The organism is Citrobacter gillenii (assembly GCF_013337685.1).
In the GTDB taxonomy this organism is placed as follows: domain Bacteria; phylum Pseudomonadota; class Gammaproteobacteria; order Enterobacterales; family Enterobacteriaceae; genus Citrobacter; species Citrobacter gillenii.
This window is the reverse complement of sequence record NZ_SUQN01000004.1, coordinates 402,271-419,755: the sequence shown is the minus strand read 5'-3', so window position 1 is coordinate 419,755 and position 17,485 is coordinate 402,271. Positions and strand designations below refer to the sequence as shown.

Annotated in this window: 14 protein-coding genes, 2 tRNA genes and 1 other RNA gene; 10 read left to right on the top strand and 7 right to left on the bottom strand. The window is 49.3% G+C overall.

Annotation, left to right across the window (positions count from 1 at the left end; translation table 11 throughout):
• Positions 1–76: 76 nt before the first annotated feature.
• The 5 genes from FCH32_RS11785 to FCH32_RS11765 form a co-directional block, all read right to left on the bottom strand.
• Positions 77–161: transfer RNA gene (locus FCH32_RS11785), tRNA-Tyr, on the bottom strand.
• A 35-nt stretch (positions 162–196) separates the two neighbouring features.
• A non-coding RNA gene (locus tag FCH32_RS11780) (RtT sRNA) lies at positions 197–327 on the bottom strand.
• Positions 328–371: 44 nt separating this feature from the next.
• Positions 372–456 (bottom strand) — tRNA-Tyr (locus FCH32_RS11775).
• 155 nt (positions 457–611) lie between these two features.
• On the bottom strand, positions 612–1,454 hold the full coding sequence (gene purU, locus FCH32_RS11770) for a formyltetrahydrofolate deformylase (protein WP_115258302.1): 843 nt from the start codon (positions 1,452–1,454) through the stop codon (positions 612–614).
• Between the two features lie 54 nt (positions 1,455–1,508).
• Positions 1,509–1,964 (bottom strand): YchJ family protein, encoded by a 456-nt coding sequence (locus FCH32_RS11765; RefSeq protein WP_115258303.1) that lies wholly within the window; start codon positions 1,962–1,964, stop codon positions 1,509–1,511.
• 111 nt (positions 1,965–2,075) lie between these two features.
• On the opposite strand from FCH32_RS11765, the gene rssA reads away from it, so the two are divergent.
• The 3 genes from rssA to galU all read left to right on the top strand — a co-directional run bounded on the left by rssA (position 2,076) and on the right by galU (position 5,197).
• The gene (rssA, locus tag FCH32_RS11760; protein WP_096756791.1) at positions 2,076–2,981 is read left to right on the top strand and encodes a patatin-like phospholipase RssA; all 906 of its coding nucleotides are present in this window, start codon (positions 2,076–2,078) and stop codon (positions 2,979–2,981) included.
• Between the two features lie 90 nt (positions 2,982–3,071).
• Positions 3,072–4,085 carry a two-component system response regulator RssB gene (rssB, locus tag FCH32_RS11755; protein ID WP_096756792.1) on the top strand — a complete coding sequence of 338 codons (1,014 nt, stop codon included), beginning with the start codon at positions 3,072–3,074 and terminating at the stop codon, positions 4,083–4,085.
• 203 nt (positions 4,086–4,288) lie between these two features.
• Entirely contained in the window at positions 4,289–5,197 is a 909-nt protein-coding gene (gene galU, locus FCH32_RS11750) for a UTP--glucose-1-phosphate uridylyltransferase GalU (RefSeq protein ID WP_096756793.1), read from the top strand.
• Between the two features lie 138 nt (positions 5,198–5,335).
• Here galU and hns read toward each other — a convergent pair whose 3' ends face one another.
• Entirely contained in the window at positions 5,336–5,749 is a 414-nt protein-coding gene (hns, locus tag FCH32_RS11745; RefSeq protein ID WP_096756794.1) for a histone-like nucleoid-structuring protein H-NS, read from the bottom strand.
• Positions 5,750–6,397: 648 nt separating this feature from the next.
• On the opposite strand from hns, the gene tdk reads away from it, so the two are divergent.
• A complete protein-coding gene (gene tdk, locus FCH32_RS11740) occupies positions 6,398–7,015 on the top strand; it encodes a thymidine kinase (RefSeq protein ID WP_115258305.1) in 618 nt (205 codons plus the stop codon).
• A 243-nt stretch (positions 7,016–7,258) separates the two neighbouring features.
• Here tdk and adhE read toward each other — a convergent pair whose 3' ends face one another.
• Complete coding sequence (gene adhE, locus FCH32_RS11735) at positions 7,259–9,937, bottom strand: bifunctional acetaldehyde-CoA/alcohol dehydrogenase (protein ID WP_174360922.1); 2,679 nt, start codon at positions 9,935–9,937, stop codon at positions 7,259–7,261.
• A 486-nt stretch (positions 9,938–10,423) separates the two neighbouring features.
• Here adhE and FCH32_RS11730 point away from each other — a divergent pair, with 486 nt between their 5' ends.
• From FCH32_RS11730 to oppF, 6 genes are all read left to right on the top strand, one after another.
• Complete coding sequence (locus FCH32_RS11730; RefSeq protein WP_115259934.1) at positions 10,424–11,071, top strand: YchE family NAAT transporter; 648 nt, start codon at positions 10,424–10,426, stop codon at positions 11,069–11,071.
• A gap of 772 nt (positions 11,072–11,843) precedes the next feature.
• A complete protein-coding gene (gene oppA / locus FCH32_RS11725; protein ID WP_117342899.1) occupies positions 11,844–13,475 on the top strand; it encodes an oligopeptide ABC transporter substrate-binding protein OppA in 1,632 nt (543 codons plus the stop codon).
• Positions 13,476–13,596: 121 nt separating this feature from the next.
• Positions 13,597–14,517 (top strand): oligopeptide ABC transporter permease OppB, encoded by a 921-nt coding sequence (gene oppB / locus FCH32_RS11720; RefSeq protein ID WP_096756798.1) that lies wholly within the window; start codon positions 13,597–13,599, stop codon positions 14,515–14,517.
• Between the two features lie 18 nt (positions 14,518–14,535).
• Complete coding sequence (oppC, locus tag FCH32_RS11715; RefSeq protein ID WP_096756799.1) at positions 14,536–15,444, top strand: oligopeptide ABC transporter permease OppC; 909 nt, start codon at positions 14,536–14,538, stop codon at positions 15,442–15,444.
• Positions 15,445–15,455: 11 nt separating this feature from the next.
• A complete protein-coding gene (oppD, locus tag FCH32_RS11710) occupies positions 15,456–16,469 on the top strand; it encodes a murein tripeptide/oligopeptide ABC transporter ATP-binding protein OppD (protein WP_096756800.1) in 1,014 nt (337 codons plus the stop codon).
• Positions 16,466–17,470 (top strand): murein tripeptide/oligopeptide ABC transporter ATP-binding protein OppF, encoded by a 1,005-nt coding sequence (gene oppF, locus FCH32_RS11705; RefSeq protein WP_096756801.1) that lies wholly within the window; start codon positions 16,466–16,468, stop codon positions 17,468–17,470. Before oppD ends, oppF begins: the two co-directional genes overlap by 4 nt.
• Positions 17,471–17,485 lie beyond the last annotated feature (15 nt).

The window sequence follows — 17,485 nt, the reverse complement described above, 5'->3', positions numbered from 1 at the left end:
AATTTCTCATCCTTCCCGCATGGGCAGAATATAGGGCATTGTGCTTTGATTTAGCTGAGGTATTACAGGGGATTGATGGTGGTGGGGGAAGGATTCGAACCTTCGAAGTCGATGACGGCAGATTTACAGTCTGCTCCCTTTGGCCGCTCGGGAACCCCACCAGGGGTAGTTCAAATTGTAGGTAATGCTATTAGGATGGTGGTGGGGAAGGATTATTCGTCGCTTCGCTCCTCACCCTTCGGGCCGTTGCCCTTAGCAACGTTCTCTCGCTTTCGCTCGAGTCGAACCTTAATCGAAGGTTCTCACCCTTCCCCGACAAGTGCAAACTTCAGCATTGCTCATCGAGTTAACTACATCGCTGTAGTGAATAATGGTGGTGGGGGAAGGATTCGAACCTTCGAAGTCGATGACGGCAGATTTACAGTCTGCTCCCTTTGGCCGCTCGGGAACCCCACCACGGGGTAATGCTTTTACTGGCCTGCTTCCTTGGGAAGCGGGGCGCATCATATCAAATGACGCGCCGCTGTAAAGCATTCCTTTGCTTAACGTAGATCGTTTGCGTGTTTTTCATCCGTAACGCAGTAAAGCTAATCAATTCATATTATTGGTGATTACAGAATAATCGTTCGGTTACCGTAAACAAAGACTCGCTGGGCCAGAACCTGATACAGCGCACGGCTTAACACATTCTTTTCTACGTCGCGGCCTGCGCGCATCATATCTTCTGCGGTATAGGTGTGATCCACGTGAATCACGTCCTGCATGATGATTGGACCTTCATCGAGGTTATCATTCACATAGTGAGCCGTTGCACCAATGATCTTGACGCCACGCTCATAAGCCTGGTGGTACGGACGTGCACCAATAAAGGCAGGCAGGAACGAGTGGTGAATATTAATAATCTTATTCGGGAAGCGTGAAACAAATTCTGGCGTCAAGACACGCATATATTTCGCCAACACCACATAATCAGGCTGGTGGGCGTCGATGGCATCGGCCATGTTTTGATCGTGTTCTTCGCGGGTTAATCCTTCATGGCTGACTAGCTCAAAAGGAATATCAAAACGTTCAACCAGCGAACGCAGCGTGTCGTGGTTGCCGATTACCGCCGCAATTTCAACATCGAGTCCACCGTAATTGGCTTTCATTAACAGGTCGCCCAGACAATGCGCTTCCTTGGTGACTAAAATAACGATGCGGCGACGGCCTGCTGGCGTAAGTTCGCGAATGGATCCTTCAGGCAGTGCGCCGTCGAGATCGGTCAGCAGCGTGACGTCATTAAAAATGCCTTCCAGTTCTGTACGCATAAAAAAGCGACCGGTACGGTGGTCAACAAACTCGTTGTTTTGCACGATGTTCAGTTCATGCTTGTAACAAATATTGGTGATGCGTGCGATCAAACCTTTTTGGTCGGGGCAGATAGTGCGCAGAACTTTACGTTGTTGTGAATGCATTGCCGGGGTATTCCTGTTGAAAATGTTTGCGTAATAGATGCTGTCGGGCGTGGGTTAGCCGCAGCACTTTTTAAATTTTTTACCTGACCCGCAAGGGCAGGGATCGTTACGGCCAATTTGCGGGCGCGTACCATCAATATAATACCACTGGCCGTTTTCTTTTAAAAAACGAGAGCGCTCAATAATGGCGCCCGTTTTCCCCTGTTCGGAAAACCGCGCCACAAAGCTGACATAGCCGGTATTTTCTGTGTCCGACGTTGCCTGTTCAAAAAGGGTAAGTCCAAGCCATTCGGTATGGGCAAATCCTGCGCTAATCTCATCGCGAAATGCAGCAGCATGACAGTCGGGGTGCCAGGTCTTAATCAGGTAATCTGCGTCTTTCATCACAAAAGCACAGTAACGAGAACGCATGAGGTGTGACGGCGTTGGTGCTACTTGCGCGCCAGACACATAACGGTAGCAACATAGGCTATACTCGACAGCGCTACCACAGGGACAAAGCTGAGACACAAAATACTCCCTGGAATAAAAAAACGGCGTAAAAACGCCATGGTAGCACTATGTTAACTGAGCCGTAGTGATGTTGCTACGTCTGCAAGCCAGGGGAAGTCTGTAGGTACAATGAGAAAAATAAAAATTGGGCTGGCGCTAGGTTCCGGCGCGGCACGAGGCTGGTCGCATATTGGTGTGATTAAGGCCCTTAAACATATGGGCATTGATGTTGATATCGTTGCAGGGTGCTCAATCGGTTCGTTGGTTGGCGCCGCCTATGCGTGTAATAAATTACCCGCCCTCGAGCAATGGGTCTGCTCGTTCAGCTATTGGGATGTTTTACGCCTGATGGATCTCTCCTGGCGCAGAGGCGGATTGCTGCGCGGTGAACGCGTGTTTAATCAATACCGCAACGTCATGCCTGTCGAGTCAATTGAACAATGCCAGCGCCGGTTTGCTACCGTCGCGACGAATCTGAGTACGGGTCGCGAACTGTGGTTTACCGAAGGTGATTTACACCTTGCCGTGCGGGCCTCTTGCAGTATTCCTGGTCTGATGTCCCCGGTTGCACATAATGGTTATTGGCTGGTTGATGGCGCGGTGGTTAACCCTGTGCCGGTTTCGCTGACGCGTGCGCTAGGCGCCGATATCGTCATTGCGGTTGACCTGCAACATGATGCGCACCTCATGCAACAAGATCTGCTCTCCTTTAACGTCAGCAATGATACCGACTCAAGTGATGACGAGCTTTCATGGCATGCGCGTCTGAAAGAGCGGTTGAGTAATATCACCGCCAGACGAACGGTCACTGCGCCCACGGCGATGGAGATCATGACCACCTCTATTCAGGTGCTGGAAAACCGGCTTAAACGTAACCGCATGGCCGGCGACCCGCCAGATATTCTAATTCAACCGTTTTGTCCGCAAATATCCACGTTGGACTTCCACCGTGCTGGTGCAGCTATTGCTGCCGGGCAGCTTGCGGTAGAGAAAAAAATGGATGAGTTGCTGCCACTGGTGAAGACCAACATCTAACGCATTTTTTATCAACACTTAAGTCAATTCTGACAGGCGTGAGTAGCAATAGCATGCCACTATTGATTAAAGCCAGTCAGGGGGGAGAATATGACGCAGCCATTGGTCGGAAAACAGATTCTTATTGTTGAAGATGAGCCTGTATTTCGCTCACTTCTGGACTCATGGTTTTCCTCTTTGGGAGCGACAACGGCTGTAGCGGGCGATGGGCTTGATGCGCTGGAATTATTGGGGCGCTTTACACCCGATCTGATGATCTGCGACCTTGCGATGCCGAGAATGAACGGTCTCAAACTGGTTGAATACCTGCGTAACCGTGGCGATCGGACGCCAATCCTAGTTATCTCCGCGACAGAAAATATGTCTGATATTGCCAAAGCACTTCGCCTCGGTGTGGATGATGTGTTGCTTAAGCCGGTGAAAGACCTTAACCGACTACGGGAAACGGTTTTTGCGTGCCTTTACCCCAACATGTTTAACTCGCGCGTTGAAGAAGAAGAGCGGTTATTTCGTGACTGGGATGCGATGGTCGGCGACCCCGCGGCAGCAGCAAAACTGTTACAAGAGCTACAGCCACCGGTTCAACAGGTGATTTCACAGTGTCGCATCAACTACCGTCAACTGGTTGCCGCCGATCAACCCGGCCTGGTCCTTGATATTGCGCCGTTGTCGGAACACGATCTTGCCTTCTATTGCCTGGATGTGACGCGGGCAGGGGATAATGGCGTGCTGGCGGCACTGTTGTTACGGGCACTGTTTAATGGGCTGCTACAAGAGCAACTGGCACATCAGAATCAACGGTTGCCGGAGCTCGGTACGCTCCTGAAACAGGTTAATCATCTGCTGCGACAGGCCAATCTACCGGGGCAATTTCCGTTGCTGGTGGGTTACTACCATAGCGGTTTAAAAAATTTGGTCCTGGTCTCTGCGGGTCTGAATGCGACCTTAAATACTGGTAGCCACAACGTGCAAATCAGTAATGGTGTTCCGCTGGGAACGTTGGGGAATACGTACCTCAACCAACTAAGCCAACGCTGTGAGTCCTGGCAGTGCCAAATTTGGGGTGCCGGGGGGCGTCTGCGACTGATGTTGTCCGCAGAATGAACAATCGAGAGGCAGGGATTCAAATTGGCTCACCTCCCTGTCTTTTGCAGTGCTACTATCAGCGCCAGATTTATTCGTATTTATCTTAATTATACCGACGCGCGTCCTTTTCAGACCTGAAGCTTGTCGCGGTACTGATATACTCGGATGCGATACAGATTGATGAACACGTTCAATACATGAACAGTCCAGGAGAGTTTTAAATGGCTGCCCTTAATTCGAAAGTCAAAAAAGCCGTTATCCCGGTAGCGGGATTAGGAACCAGGATGTTACCGGCGACCAAGGCAATTCCTAAAGAAATGTTACCGCTGGTTGATAAGCCATTAATTCAATACGTCGTCAACGAATGTATTGCCGCGGGTATCACTGAAATTGTCCTTGTGACTCACTCGTCTAAAAATTCGATTGAAAACCACTTCGATACCAGCTTTGAACTTGAAGCTATGCTGGAAAAACGTGTTAAGCGCCAGTTGCTGGAAGAAGTGCAATCTATTTGCCCACCGCACGTGACGATTATGCAGGTTCGTCAGGGTCTGGCAAAAGGTCTGGGTCACGCTGTATTGTGTGCGCACCCGGTTGTTGGTGATGAACCCGTAGCGGTCATCCTGCCGGATGTTATTCTCGACGAATACGAATCTGATTTATCCCGCGATAACCTCGCCGAAATGATTAGTCGCTTTGATGAAACAGGCAGCAGCCAAATTATGGTGGAGCCAGTAGAAGATGTGACGGCTTACGGCGTGGTGGACTGTAAAGGTGTGGAATTAGCGCCGGGCGAAAGCGTACCGATGGTCGGCGTTGTGGAAAAACCGAAAGCCGATGTCGCGCCATCTAATCTTGCGGTTGTAGGGCGTTATGTCCTGAGTGCAGATATCTGGCCTCTGCTGGCAAAAACGCCTCCGGGCGCAGGTGACGAAATTCAGTTGACCGATGCTATCGATATGCTGATTGAAAAAGAAACGGTTGAAGCCTATCACATGAAGGGCAAAAGCCATGACTGTGGTAATAAGCTGGGTTATATGCAAGCGTTCGTCGAATATGGTATTCGTCATAATACCCTTGGCGCTGAATTTAAAGCCTGGCTTGAAGACGAGATGGGTATTAAGAAGTAACATCACGTTATTAATCCGCATGCAACGGCGCTGTTTATCCAGCGCCGTTTTTTTATACCCCTATTGGGTAGGTGTTATGCGAAGTACAGGTAAAAAAAATCCCGCCGTCGGCGGGATTTTAAGCAAACTAATTGTGGATTAATCCTTGATCAGGAAATCGTCCAGCTGTTTACCTTGTTCTTCCATCGCTTTTTTGATTACTGCCGGTGTACGACCCTGGCCGGTCCAGGTTTTCGTTTCACCGTTTTCGTCAACATAGCTATATTTAGCTGGGCGTGCTGCGCGCTTGGCTTTAGCACCGGTTTTAACCGCAGCCATGCTATTCAGCAGTTCGTTCGGGTCAATACCGTCAGCAATCAGCATTTCACGATATTGTTGCAGTTTACGAGTGCGCTCTTCAACTTCAGCAGCGGCAGCGCTTTCTTCTTCGCGACGCTCGCTAACGACAACTTCTAATTTTTCCAGCATTTCTTCAAGCGTTTCCAGAGTGCATTCTCTTGCCTGCGCACGAAGAGTACGGATGTTGTTCAGAATTTTAAGTGCTTCGCTCATTGTAGTAATCTCAAACTTATATTGGGTGGGGTTTGTTGAGCTAATAATAGAGCGATAAATTCAGATGTGCAATAGCCAGGAATGTAAGGAATTCAAAATTGCGCTTTATTTAGTATCTGCATTAATTCATTGTCGTTAAATTTCGTCTGGGAAAGGGCATAAAAAAGGCTTATTGGTGTGGGGGCTACTCTTCAGTCATGCAGGAAAATTCAAGATTCAGGTCACATTTTACAGCACGGTAATTGTATCTGTTTGCAGTAATTTCAACCTTTTGTATTAGTTTTGCTTACGGGAATTCACTATTACAGGGTGTTCGTAGGGGGATTCAATAACATTGAAAGCAAGGTTTCTTTATTGAACTGTGATGATAAGCACCGTTGATGAATTTCAAGGGCACTATTTGTGAAAGAATGTGTATATACCGTCATAAGTCAGATTATTCGAGCATTGGTGGTGTGCATCACTGTGCGATCCATAACTTAAGTCTGTTTCCTGAACCTTACCGTAGTACGTCATATTTAGGAGGCTGATGAGTGATGCTGACGCGATTTTTTATACGTATGTGGGCGACAACGGTGCGCAGACATGTTTGTGAATTATGATACAATCGCGCCCATATTTATTTACTCAGGTGAGGGCTGACGGTCAATGGCACAGCTATATTTTTACTATTCTGCAATGAATGCGGGGAAGTCGACCGCTTTGCTGCAATCTTCATACAATTACCAGGAACGTGGCATGCGTGCCGTTGTATATACAGCGGAAATCGACGACCGGTTTGGAACAGGGAAAGTAAGTTCACGTATAGGTCTGTCGTCACCTGCAAAACTGTTTAACCAAAATTCATCATTGTTCGAAGAAATTCGCGCGGAGAATGCGCAGCAGAGAATACATTGTGTACTGGTTGACGAGTCACAGTTTTTGACACGCCAGCAGGTTTATGAATTATCCGAGGTTGTCGATCAGCTGGATATTCCGGTTTTGTGTTACGGGTTACGCACCGATTTTCGTGGTGAATTATTTGGCGGTAGCGAATACCTGCTTGCCTGGTCAGATAAATTGGTCGAATTAAAGACTATTTGTTTCTGCGGGCGGAAGGCGAGTATGGTACTACGTCTTGATCAAGCTGGACGACCTTATAACGAGGGAGAACAGGTGGTTATTGGTGGCAATGAACGCTATGTGTCGGTATGCCGCAAGCACTATAAAGAGGCGCAATCTGAGGGCTCTCTGACGGCCATTCAGGAAAGGCACAGCCACGATTAATCTACGCTCGCCTGGGCGCTGTAACGCGCAGGGTAGACCACTGGCCATAAGTCAGAAGTACTACCCTACAATCACCTCTGTAGACCCTTTACGCGCATCCTCCTCCAATCTCCTACGGGCATGTCCATTCACCGCGATGGTCTGCATGAGTTTTTGCGCTGTGAAGGTGAGAATAAATCAGGCGAAAAAAAACGGTCCCCTAAAGGGACCGTTCGACGTGATACTACAGCTTAGATTTTTGAATTAAGCGGATTTCTTCGCTTTTTTCTCTGCTTTAGGCGCGGCAGCTGCTTCAGTTTTAGCGACAGTTTCACCTTCGTTGTATTCGCGACCGTAGAAGGTATCCAGCAGGATCTGTTTCAGTTCAGAAATCAGCGGGTAACGCGGGTTAGCGCCGGTGCACTGGTCGTCAAACGCATCTTCAGACAGTTTGTCAACATGTGCCAGGAAGTCAGCTTCCTGAACGCCAGCTTCACGGATAGACTTAGGAATACCCAGTTCAGCTTTGATCTCATCCAACCATGCCAGCAGTTTCTGGATTTTCGCTGCGGTACGGTCGCCCGGTGCGCTCAGACCCAGATGGTCTGCGATTTCAGCGTAGCGACGACGGGCCTGCGGACGGTCGTACTGGCTGAAAGCAGTCTGTTTAGTCGGGTTGTCGTTCGCGTTATAACGAATAACGTTGCTGATCAGCAGGGCGTTCGCCAGACCGTGAGGAATGTGGAACTGTGAACCCAGCTTGTGCGCCATGGAGTGACATACACCGAGGAAGGCGTTAGCAAACGCGATACCGGCGATGGTCGCTGCACTGTGTACACGCTCGCGAGCTACCGGGTTCTTAGAACCTTCGTGGTAGGACGCAGGCAGGTTTTCTTTCAGCAGTTTCAGCGCTTGCAGAGCCTGACCGTCAGAGAACTCAGAAGCCAGTACGGAAACGTAAGCTTCCAGGGCGTGAGTGACGGCATCCAGACCACCGAACGCACACAGTGACTTCGGCATATCCATCACCAGGTTAGCATCGACAATCGCCATATCCGGGGTCAGCGCGTAGTCTGCCAGTGGATATTTCTGACCAGTAGCGTCGTCGGTTACAACCGCAAACGGGGTGACTTCAGAACCAGTACCGGAAGTGGTGGTGACGGCGATCATTTTCGCTTTCACGCCCATTTTCGGGAACTTGTAGATACGTTTACGGATGTCCATAAAGCGCAGCGCCAGTTCTTCGAAGTGGGTTTCCGGATGTTCGTACATGACCCACATGATTTTCGCTGCGTCCATCGGGGAACCGCCACCCAGCGCGATGATCACGTCTGGTTTGAAGGAGTTGGCTAGTTCAGCACCTTTGCGCACAACGCTCAGCGTCGGGTCAGCTTCAACTTCAAAGAACACTTCGGTTTCAACGCCCGCAGCTTTCAGAACAGACGTGATCTGGTCAGCGTAGCCGTTGTTGAACAGGAAGCGGTCGGTCACGATCAGCGCACGTTTGTGACCATCGGTAATCACTTCATCCAACGCGATTGGCAGTGAGCCACGGCGGAAGTAGATAGATTTCGGAAGTTTGTGCCACAACATGTTTTCAGCTCGCTTAGCAACGGTTTTCTTGTTGATCAGGTGCTTAGGACCAACGTTTTCAGAGATGGAGTTACCACCCCAGGAACCACAACCCAGAGTCAGGGATGGTGCAAGCTTAAAGTTGTACAGGTCGCCGATACCACCCTGAGACGCCGGGGTGTTGATCAGGATACGTGCAGTTTTCATCATCTGACCGAAGTGAGCAACGCGTTCTGGCTGGTTGTCCTGGTCAGTGTACAGGCAAGAGGTATGACCGATACCGCCCATAGCAACCAGTTTTTCAGCTTTAACAACTGCATCTTCGAAGTCTTTCGCACGGTACATTGCCAGCGTCGGAGACAGTTTTTCGTGAGCAAACGGTTCGCTTTCGTCGACAACTTTAACTTCACCAATCAGAATCTTGGTGTTAGTCGGCACGGAGAAACCAGCCAGCTCAGCGATTTTGTATGCCGGTTGACCCACGATAGCCGCGTTCAGCGCGCCATTTTTCAGGATGATGTCCTGAACAGCCTTCAGTTCTTTGCCCTGCAGCATATAGGCACCGTGGCTGGCAAAACGTTCGCGAACGGCGTCGTATACGGAATCTACTACCACAACGGACTGTTCAGATGCACAGATTACACCGTTGTCGAAGGTTTTAGACATCAGCACGGAAGCAACGGCACGTTTGATATCTGCTGTTTCGTCGATAACAACAGGGGTGTTACCTGCGCCAACACCGATTGCCGGTTTACCAGAGCTGTATGCTGCTTTAACCATACCAGGACCACCGGTCGCAAGGATCAGGTTAATGTCCGGGTGGTGCATCAGAGCGTTAGACAGTTCAACAGAAGGTTGATCGATCCAGCCAATCAGGTCTTTTGGTGCGCCAGCAGCGATAGCAGCCTGCAGAACGATGTCTGCCGCTTTGTTGGTTGCATCTTTAGCACGCGGATGTGGAGAGAAGATGATAGCGTTACGCGTCTTCAGGCTGATCAGCGATTTGAAGATTGCAGTAGACGTTGGGTTAGTGGTTGGAACGATACCGCAGATGATACCAATCGGTTCAGCGATAGTGATGGTCCCAAAAGTATGGTCTTCGGCCAGGACACCACAGGTTTTTTCATCTTTGTAAGCGTTATAGATGTATTCAGATGCGAAGTGGTTTTTAATCACTTTATCTTCGACAATACCCATGCCAGATTCGGCAACGGCCATTTTCGCGAGAGGAATTCGAGCGTCTGCGGCAGCCAGAGCGGCGGCGCGGAAGATTTTGTCAACCTGTTCTTGAGTGAAACTGGCATATTCACGCTGGGCTTTTTTTACGCGCTCTACAAGTGCGTTAAGTTCAGCGACATTAGTAACAGCCATGATGCTCTCCTGATAATGTTAAACTTTTTTAGTAAATCATCTGCTCGCTACGAGAGTATAGACAGATCGACGAAAATTTGTGTAACGTTTTGAAAATCAAACGGTTAATTAACGCCCGCCTTACATTGATTTACTAAAAGAGCTTATACGCTAGCGTATTCAACTCTAACGCGTTTTCTCCAGGTGGCGTAAGCAAGATTACTCACTTCTGAGTAGTAATTGCGTGATCTGGATCAAATTTACGCGAAGCTGACACCTTTCAGCAGGCTCTTTTAGTGTTTATCGGCAAGTGTTAACGAATTGATGGAATGAATGAGATTAACATTAGCATATTTCATACATATTAATAACACCGAGTATTGGTAGCACGTTTACAGAGATTAACGCAGATAGAAGGTGAAGAATGCTGCCAAAAAGCGTATCTTCAGCGCGGTTTTTAACATTTTTTATGACTCATTTTATCCGGCTAACGCTTCGGAGCTAACCGTGATCCATACGCTATTTGATTTTCCTCTTTACTTTAAGTTTTTCATTGGGTTATTTGCGTTGGTCAACCCCGTCGGGATCATCCCGGTCTTTATCAGTATGACCAGCTACCAAACCGCAGCGGCGCGTAACAAAACCAATCTGACGGCAAACCTGTCGGTGGCGATTATTTTGTGGACCTCGTTGTTTCTTGGTGATGCGATCCTGCAACTCTTCGGTATCTCGATTGATTCGTTCAGAATTGCCGGTGGGATTCTGGTGGTAACCATTGCAATGTCGATGATCAGTGGGAAACTCGGGGAAGATAAACAAAACAAACAGGAAAAGTCAGAGACTGCCATACGCGAGAATGTTGGTGTTGTTCCGTTGGCATTGCCGTTGATGGCGGGGCCGGGGGCGATAAGTTCAACCATCGTCTGGGGGACTCGCTATCATAGCGCATTAAACCTGTTCGGGTTCTTTGTGGCGATTGCACTGTTTGCCTTATGCTGTTGGGGACTGTTTCGTATGGCTCCTTGGCTGGTACGCCTGTTGGGGCAAACGGGTATTAACGTTATTACGCGTATTATGGGCTTACTGCTCATGGCGTTGGGGATTGAATTCATCGTCACCGGCATCAAATCTATTTTCCCGGGCTTACTGGCCTGACGGGACTGTTTTCAGTAAACGGAGCTGGCCCTCAGCTCCGTTCTTTTCATTATCAGTAAAACGTCTCACTAAAGTTGAAAATTAGCATTGAAATTGTAAAACATGCTGATTGCCAATCCATCTGTTACGCATTGATTTATAAGATAATAATTTTTATGGCTACGTCCCTGAATAGGGGACTTACTGTTATTTTTCTAACATTATACTCTGGGGCTTGCTGAAGGATTATCGAAATGTTATTAGTTATTTCAGTGTCTTTTTTAGAGTAATGTGCTAATTAATGACCAATTGTTAATTTTATGTAAATTATATCGGCATATTGATACCGGACAGGGTAATCAACCGCTCAATGGATTTAATTCGTTATCTATCATGATATTAAGATTATTACCTCTCTTTTTGAGGACCATTGATGTGCGATTTTTTTTCGATAAAAGCGAATTGGTTAACAAATCTGTAAAATGTATTGGCGGTTAAGAAAGGCATTTGATACTTTCCGACCAGGTATTTTGCAGAAGATTTTACGTTGTTGAGAACTGTTTTCAGTTAGTTTCTCTCAATAGAGTAACCGCGTGTTTCCGACAGGGGAGACACGTAGAAAATCGACGCAAGGCGGTCGCTCGAACCGCCAGAATAAATAAAGTCGGTGATAGCAAGCAGTAAAACAATAAATCACCTGACGGCAGAAAATCTCCGGTGCCGTACAGGGATCCGTACAGGATTAACAGTCTGGTTAAAAAACCAGCCATAATAATGAGGGAGTACAAACACAATGACTAACATCACTAAGAAAAGTTTAGTAGCGGCGGGGATTCTATCTGCGCTTATCGCAGGAAATGTTGCCACGGCGGCAGAAGTACCTGCCGGTGTTCAACTTGCTGAGAAGCAAACGCTGGTACGCAATAATGGTTCGGAAGTTCAGTCTCTCGATCCGCACAAGATCGAAGGTGTGCCAGAATCCAACATTAACCGTGACCTGTTTGAAGGTTTATTAATCAGCGACGTTGATGGCAAGCCATCACCGGGCGTGGCGGAAAAATGGGAAAATAAAGATTTTAAAGTCTGGACGTTCCATCTGCGTAAAGACGCGAAATGGTCCGATGGCTCGCCCGTGACCGCGCAAGATTTTGTGTATAGCTGGCAACGTCTGGCGAATCCTAATACCGCTTCACCATACTCCAGCTATTTACAGTATGGGCACATCGTTAATATTGACGACATTATCGCCGGTAAAAAACCGGTCACCGATCTCGGTGTAAAAGCCATTGATGACCATACTTTTGAAGTTACCCTCAGTGAACCTGTTCCGTATTTCTACAAACTGCTTGTTCACTCATCCGTTTCCCCGGTGCCTAAAGCCGTGGTGGAAAAATATGGTGATAAATGGACCCAGCCCGCGAACATCGTTTCTAACGGCTCCTATAAATTAAAAGATTGGGTCGTCAACGAGCGCATCGTTCTTGAGCGTAATACTAACTACTGGGATAACGCCAAAACGGTGATTAACCAGGTAACTTATCTGCCAATTTCTTCTGAAGTGACTGATGTTAACCGCTACCGCAGTGGTGAAATCGACATGACCTACAACAACATGCCGATTGAGTTATTCCAGAAACTGAAAAAAGAGATCCCGAACGAAGTTCACGTTGACCCGTATCTGTGTACCTACTATTACGAAATTAATAACCAGAAGCCACCGTTCAACGATGTGCGTGTACGTACCGCCCTGAAGATGGCACTGGATCGTGACATTATCGTCAACAAAGTGAAGAACCAGGGCGACCTGCCAGCGTACAGCTTCACGCCGCCGTATACCGATGGCGCAAAACTGGTTGAGCCAGAGTGGTTCAAGTGGTCACAGGAAAAACGTAACGAAGAAGCGAAAAAACTGTTGGCTGAAGCTGGCTTTACCGCAGAAAAACCGCTGAGCTTCGACCTGTTGTATAACACCTCCGATCTGCACAAGAAGCTGGCTATTGCAGCCGCCTCTATCTGGAAGAAAAATCTGGGTGCCAACGTTAAGCTGGAAAACCAGGAGTGGAAGACCTTCCTCGATACCCGTCATCAGGGTAACTATGATGTTTCTCGTGCGGGCTGGTGTGCGGATTACAACGAACCGACTTCTTTCCTTAACATGGTGCTGTCAGACAGCTCCAACAACACTGTTCACTATAAGAGCGCGGCATTTGATAAGTTGATTGCCGATACGCTGAAAGTGACTGACGAAGCGCAGCGCAGCGAGCTGTATTCGAAAGCTGAGCAGCAGTTGGATAAAGACTCTGCGATTGTACCGGTGTATTACTACGTCAATGCGCGTTTGGTGAAACCATGGGTAGGCGGATACTCCGGTAAAGACCCGATGGATAATATCCACGTTAAAGACTTGTATATTATCAAGCATTAATGGCAAGACGTGGGGCGACCATCGTTGCCCCACAGTGTCTTTTTCTTCGAACTATAAATACCTCTCTGGCCCCATAACTGGCTTAAAGAGGTATAAAGGCACACGCCAGAAGGTACGGGCAATGTTAAAATTCATATTACGTCGCTGTCTGGAAGCGATTCCGACGCTATTTATTCTTATTACGATCTCATTCTTTATGATGCGCCTTGCGCCGGGGAGTCCTTTTACCGGTGAACGTGCGTTACCGCCAGAAGTACTGGCGAATATTGAAGCGAAATATCATCTTAATGACCCTATCACCACGCAGTACTTCAGCTACCTGAAGCAACTGGCGCATGGCGATTTTGGACCTTCCTTTAAATATAAAGACTATACAGTTAACGATCTGGTTGCCTCGAGCTTCCCGGTTTCGGCGAAGCTGGGTGCAGCTGCCTTTATCCTGGCGGTACTCGTTGGCGTCAGTGCTGGCGTCATTGCTGCGTTGAAGCAAAATACGCGCTGGGATTATACGGTGATGGGGGTGGCGATGACCGGGGTGGTTATCCCAAGCTTTGTCGTGGCCCCCTTGTTAGTGATGATATTTGCAATAACGCTGAAATGGTTGCCCGGTGGTGGCTGGAACGGCGGGGCGCTGAAATTTATGATCTTGCCGATGGTGGCGTTGTCGCTGGCTTATATCGCCAGTATCGCCCGTATCACCCGTGGGTCGATGATTGAAGTGCTGCACTCCAACTTTATTCGTACCGCACGGGCGAAAGGTCTGCCAATGCGGCGGATTATTTTCCGTCACGCGTTAAAGCCCGCTTTGCTGCCGGTGTTGTCTTATATGGGCCCGGCGTTCGTCGGCATTATTACCGGTTCGATGGTGATTGAAACTATCTACGGCTTGCCGGGTATTGGTCAACTGTTCGTTAACGGCGCGCTGAACCGCGACTACTCGCTGGTATTGAGCCTGACCATTCTGGTCGGTGCACTGACAATTGTATTTAATGCGATTGTTGATGTGCTGTATGCCGTTATCGATCCGAAAATCCGTTACTGATACTGGAGCTCGCTATCTATGATGTTAAGTAAGAAAAACAGCGAGACGCTGGAGAATTTCAGTGAAAAGCTGGAAGTCGAAGGCCGCAGTTTGTGGCAGGATGCGCGTCGACGCTTTATGCATAACCGCGCGGCGGTAGCCAGTCTGGTTGTGCTGGTGATTATCGCGCTGTTTGTGACCCTTGCGCCCATGCTATCGCAATTTACCTACTTCGATACCGACTGGGGAATGATGTCCAGCGCGCCGGACAGTGAGTCCGGCCACTACTTCGGTACTGATTCTTCGGGTCGTGACCTGCTGGTACGCGTGGCGATTGGTGGACGTATTTCGCTGATGGTCGGGATTGCCGCGGCGCTGGTGGCGGTGATTGTCGGCACGTTGTACGGATCGCTGTCAGGTTATCTGGGCGGCAAAATTGACTCCGTGATGATGCGCCTGCTGGAAATCCTCAACTCCTTCCCGTTCATGTTCTTCGTCATTCTGCTGGTGACCTTTTTTGGGCAAAACATCCTGCTGATCTTTGTGGCGATCGGTATGGTCTCCTGGCTGGATATGGCACGTATCGTGCGTGGCCAGACGCTGAGCCTGAAGCGCAAAGAGTTTATTGAGGCTGCGCAGGTGGGTGGGGTTTCGACCGTGCGCATTGTTATCCGCCATATTGTCCCGAACGTTCTGGGCGTGGTAGTTGTGTACGCATCGCTACTGGTACCGAGCATGATCCTGTTCGAATCCTTCCTGAGCTTCCTTGGCTTAGGGACCCAGGAGCCGTTAAGCAGTTGGGGGGCGTTGTTAAGTGATGGTGCTAACTCAATGGAAGTCTCACCGTGGCTGCTGCTGTTTCCGGCAGGTTTCCTGGTGGTGACGTTGTTCTGTTTCAACTTTATTGGCGATGGCCTGCGTGATGCCCTCGACCCGAAAGACCGTTAAGGAGTGCAGCCATGAGCGTAATTGAAACCTCAACCGCGCCGCTCGCGCAACAACAGGCTAACGCACTGCTGGACGTGAAAGATCTGCGCGTGACGTTTGCCACCCCTGATGGGGATGTAACCGCGGTTAACGATCTGAACTTTTCGCTGCGAGCCGGTGAAACGCTGGGTATTGTCGGTGAATCTGGATCGGGGAAATCGCAAACGGCGTTTGCCCTGATGGGACTGTTGGCGGCCAATGGTCGCATCGGCGGTTCTGCGACGTTCAACGGACGTGAAATTCTTAATTTACCGGAACGCGAGCTGAACAAACTGCGCGCCGAACAAATTTCAATGATCTTTCAGGACCCCATGACCTCCCTGAACCCGTATATGCGGGTCGGAGAGCAGTTAATGGAAGTGCTGATGCTGCATAAAGGTATGAGTAAAGCCGAAGCGTTTGAAGAATCCGTCAGAATGCTGGATGCGGTCAAAATGCCGGAAGCGCGCAAGCGTATGAAGATGTATCCACATGAATTTTCAGGCGGGATGCGCCAGCGTGTGATGATCGCCATGGCGTTACAGTGTCGGCCAAAGTTACTGATCGCCGATGAGCCGACAACCGCGCTCGATGTTACGGTTCAGGCGCAAATTATGACGCTCCTGAATGAACTTAAGAGTGAATTCAATACCGCGATTATTATGATCACCCACGACCTCGGTGTGGTTGCCGGGATATGCGACAAGGTTCTGGTGATGTATGCCGGGCGCACCATGGAATATGGCAGCGCGCGCGATGTCTTTTATAAACCCGTTCATCCGTATTCTATTGGTTTGCTTAACGCGGTACCGCGTCTGGATGCTGAAGGGGAAGAGATGCTGACCATCCCGGGTAACCCGCCAAACCTGCTGCGTTTGCCAAAAGGATGCCCGTTCCAGCCTCGTTGTCCGCATGCGATGGAAATTTGTAGCAGTGCACCGCCGCTGGAAGAGTTTAGCCCAGGCCGCCTGCGTGCCTGCTTTAAACCGGTGGAGGAACTGGTATGACAACGGCAACTGAACAACGAAAAGTCTTGCTTGAGATAGCCGATCTTAAAGTCCATTTCGATATCAAAGACGGCAAGCAGTGGTTCTGGCAACCCTCACAAACACTGAAAGCCGTTGATGGCGTGACCCTGCGACTGTACGAAGGTGAAACGTTAGGGGTGGTGGGCGAGTCAGGCTGCGGTAAGTCTACCTTTGCCCGCGCCATTATTGGTCTGGTGAAAGCCACCGACGGCAAAGTGGCCTGGCTGGGTAAAGATTTGCTGGGTATGAAACCCGATGAGTGGCGCGCGGTGCGCAGCGATATTCAGATGATTTTCCAGGATCCGCTGGCTTCATTAAACCCGCGTATGACCATCGGTGAAATTATCGCAGAACCGCTGCGCACTTATCATCCCAGCCTGCCAGGGCAGGAAGTGCGCGATCGCGTGAAGGCAATGATGATGAAAGTCGGGCTGTTGCCAAATTTGATCAACCGCTATCCGCACGAATTTTCAGGCGGGCAGTGTCAGCGTATCGGGATTGCTCGCGCGCTGATCCTCGAGCCGAAGTTGATTATTTGCGATGAGCCGGTTTCGGCGCTGGACGTGTCGATTCAGGCGCAGGTAGTGAACCTGTTGCAACAACTGCAGCGTGAAATGGGATTATCGTTAATCTTTATTGCCCATGACCTGGCGGTGGTTAAACATATTTCCGATCGCGTGCTGGTAATGTACCTGGGGCATGCGGTGGAACTGGGCACTTACGACGAGGTGTACCATAACCCGCTGCATCCTTATACTAAAGCGCTGATGTCGGCGGTGCCGATCCCCGATCCCGATCAGGAGAGGAACAAAACCATCCAACTGTTGGAAGGCGAATTACCGTCACCGATCAATCCGCCGTCTGGTTGTGTGTTCCGTACCCGTTGTCCGATTGCCGGACCGGAATGTGCAAAAACGCGACCGGTTCTGGAAGGAAGTTTCCGCCACGCTGTTTCCTGCCTGAAAGTAGACCCGCTATAATCGTGAGGGCTGACA

What these genes read in the sequence shown, in the direction of transcription:
- purU (WP_115258302.1), bottom strand. Translation starts at nt 1,454, where the DNA reads ATGCATTCACAACAACGTAAAGTTCTGCGCACTATCTGCCCCGACCAA.
- rssA (WP_096756791.1), top strand. Translation starts at nt 2,076, where the DNA reads ATGAGAAAAATAAAAATTGGGCTGGCGCTAGGTTCCGGCGCGGCACGA.
- rssB (WP_096756792.1), top strand. Translation starts at nt 3,072, where the DNA reads ATGACGCAGCCATTGGTCGGAAAACAGATTCTTATTGTTGAAGATGAG.
- galU (WP_096756793.1), top strand. Translation starts at nt 4,289, where the DNA reads ATGGCTGCCCTTAATTCGAAAGTCAAAAAAGCCGTTATCCCGGTAGCG.
- hns (WP_096756794.1), bottom strand. Translation starts at nt 5,749, where the DNA reads ATGAGCGAAGCACTTAAAATTCTGAACAACATCCGTACTCTTCGTGCG.
- tdk (WP_115258305.1), top strand. Translation starts at nt 6,398, where the DNA reads ATGGCACAGCTATATTTTTACTATTCTGCAATGAATGCGGGGAAGTCG.
- adhE (WP_174360922.1), bottom strand. Translation starts at nt 9,937, where the DNA reads ATGGCTGTTACTAATGTCGCTGAACTTAACGCACTTGTAGAGCGCGTA.
- oppA (WP_117342899.1), top strand. Translation starts at nt 11,844, where the DNA reads ATGACTAACATCACTAAGAAAAGTTTAGTAGCGGCGGGGATTCTATCT.
- oppB (WP_096756798.1), top strand. Translation starts at nt 13,597, where the DNA reads ATGTTAAAATTCATATTACGTCGCTGTCTGGAAGCGATTCCGACGCTA.
- oppC (WP_096756799.1), top strand. Translation starts at nt 14,536, where the DNA reads ATGATGTTAAGTAAGAAAAACAGCGAGACGCTGGAGAATTTCAGTGAA.
- oppD (WP_096756800.1), top strand. Translation starts at nt 15,456, where the DNA reads ATGAGCGTAATTGAAACCTCAACCGCGCCGCTCGCGCAACAACAGGCT.
- oppF (WP_096756801.1), top strand. Translation starts at nt 16,466, where the DNA reads ATGACAACGGCAACTGAACAACGAAAAGTCTTGCTTGAGATAGCCGAT.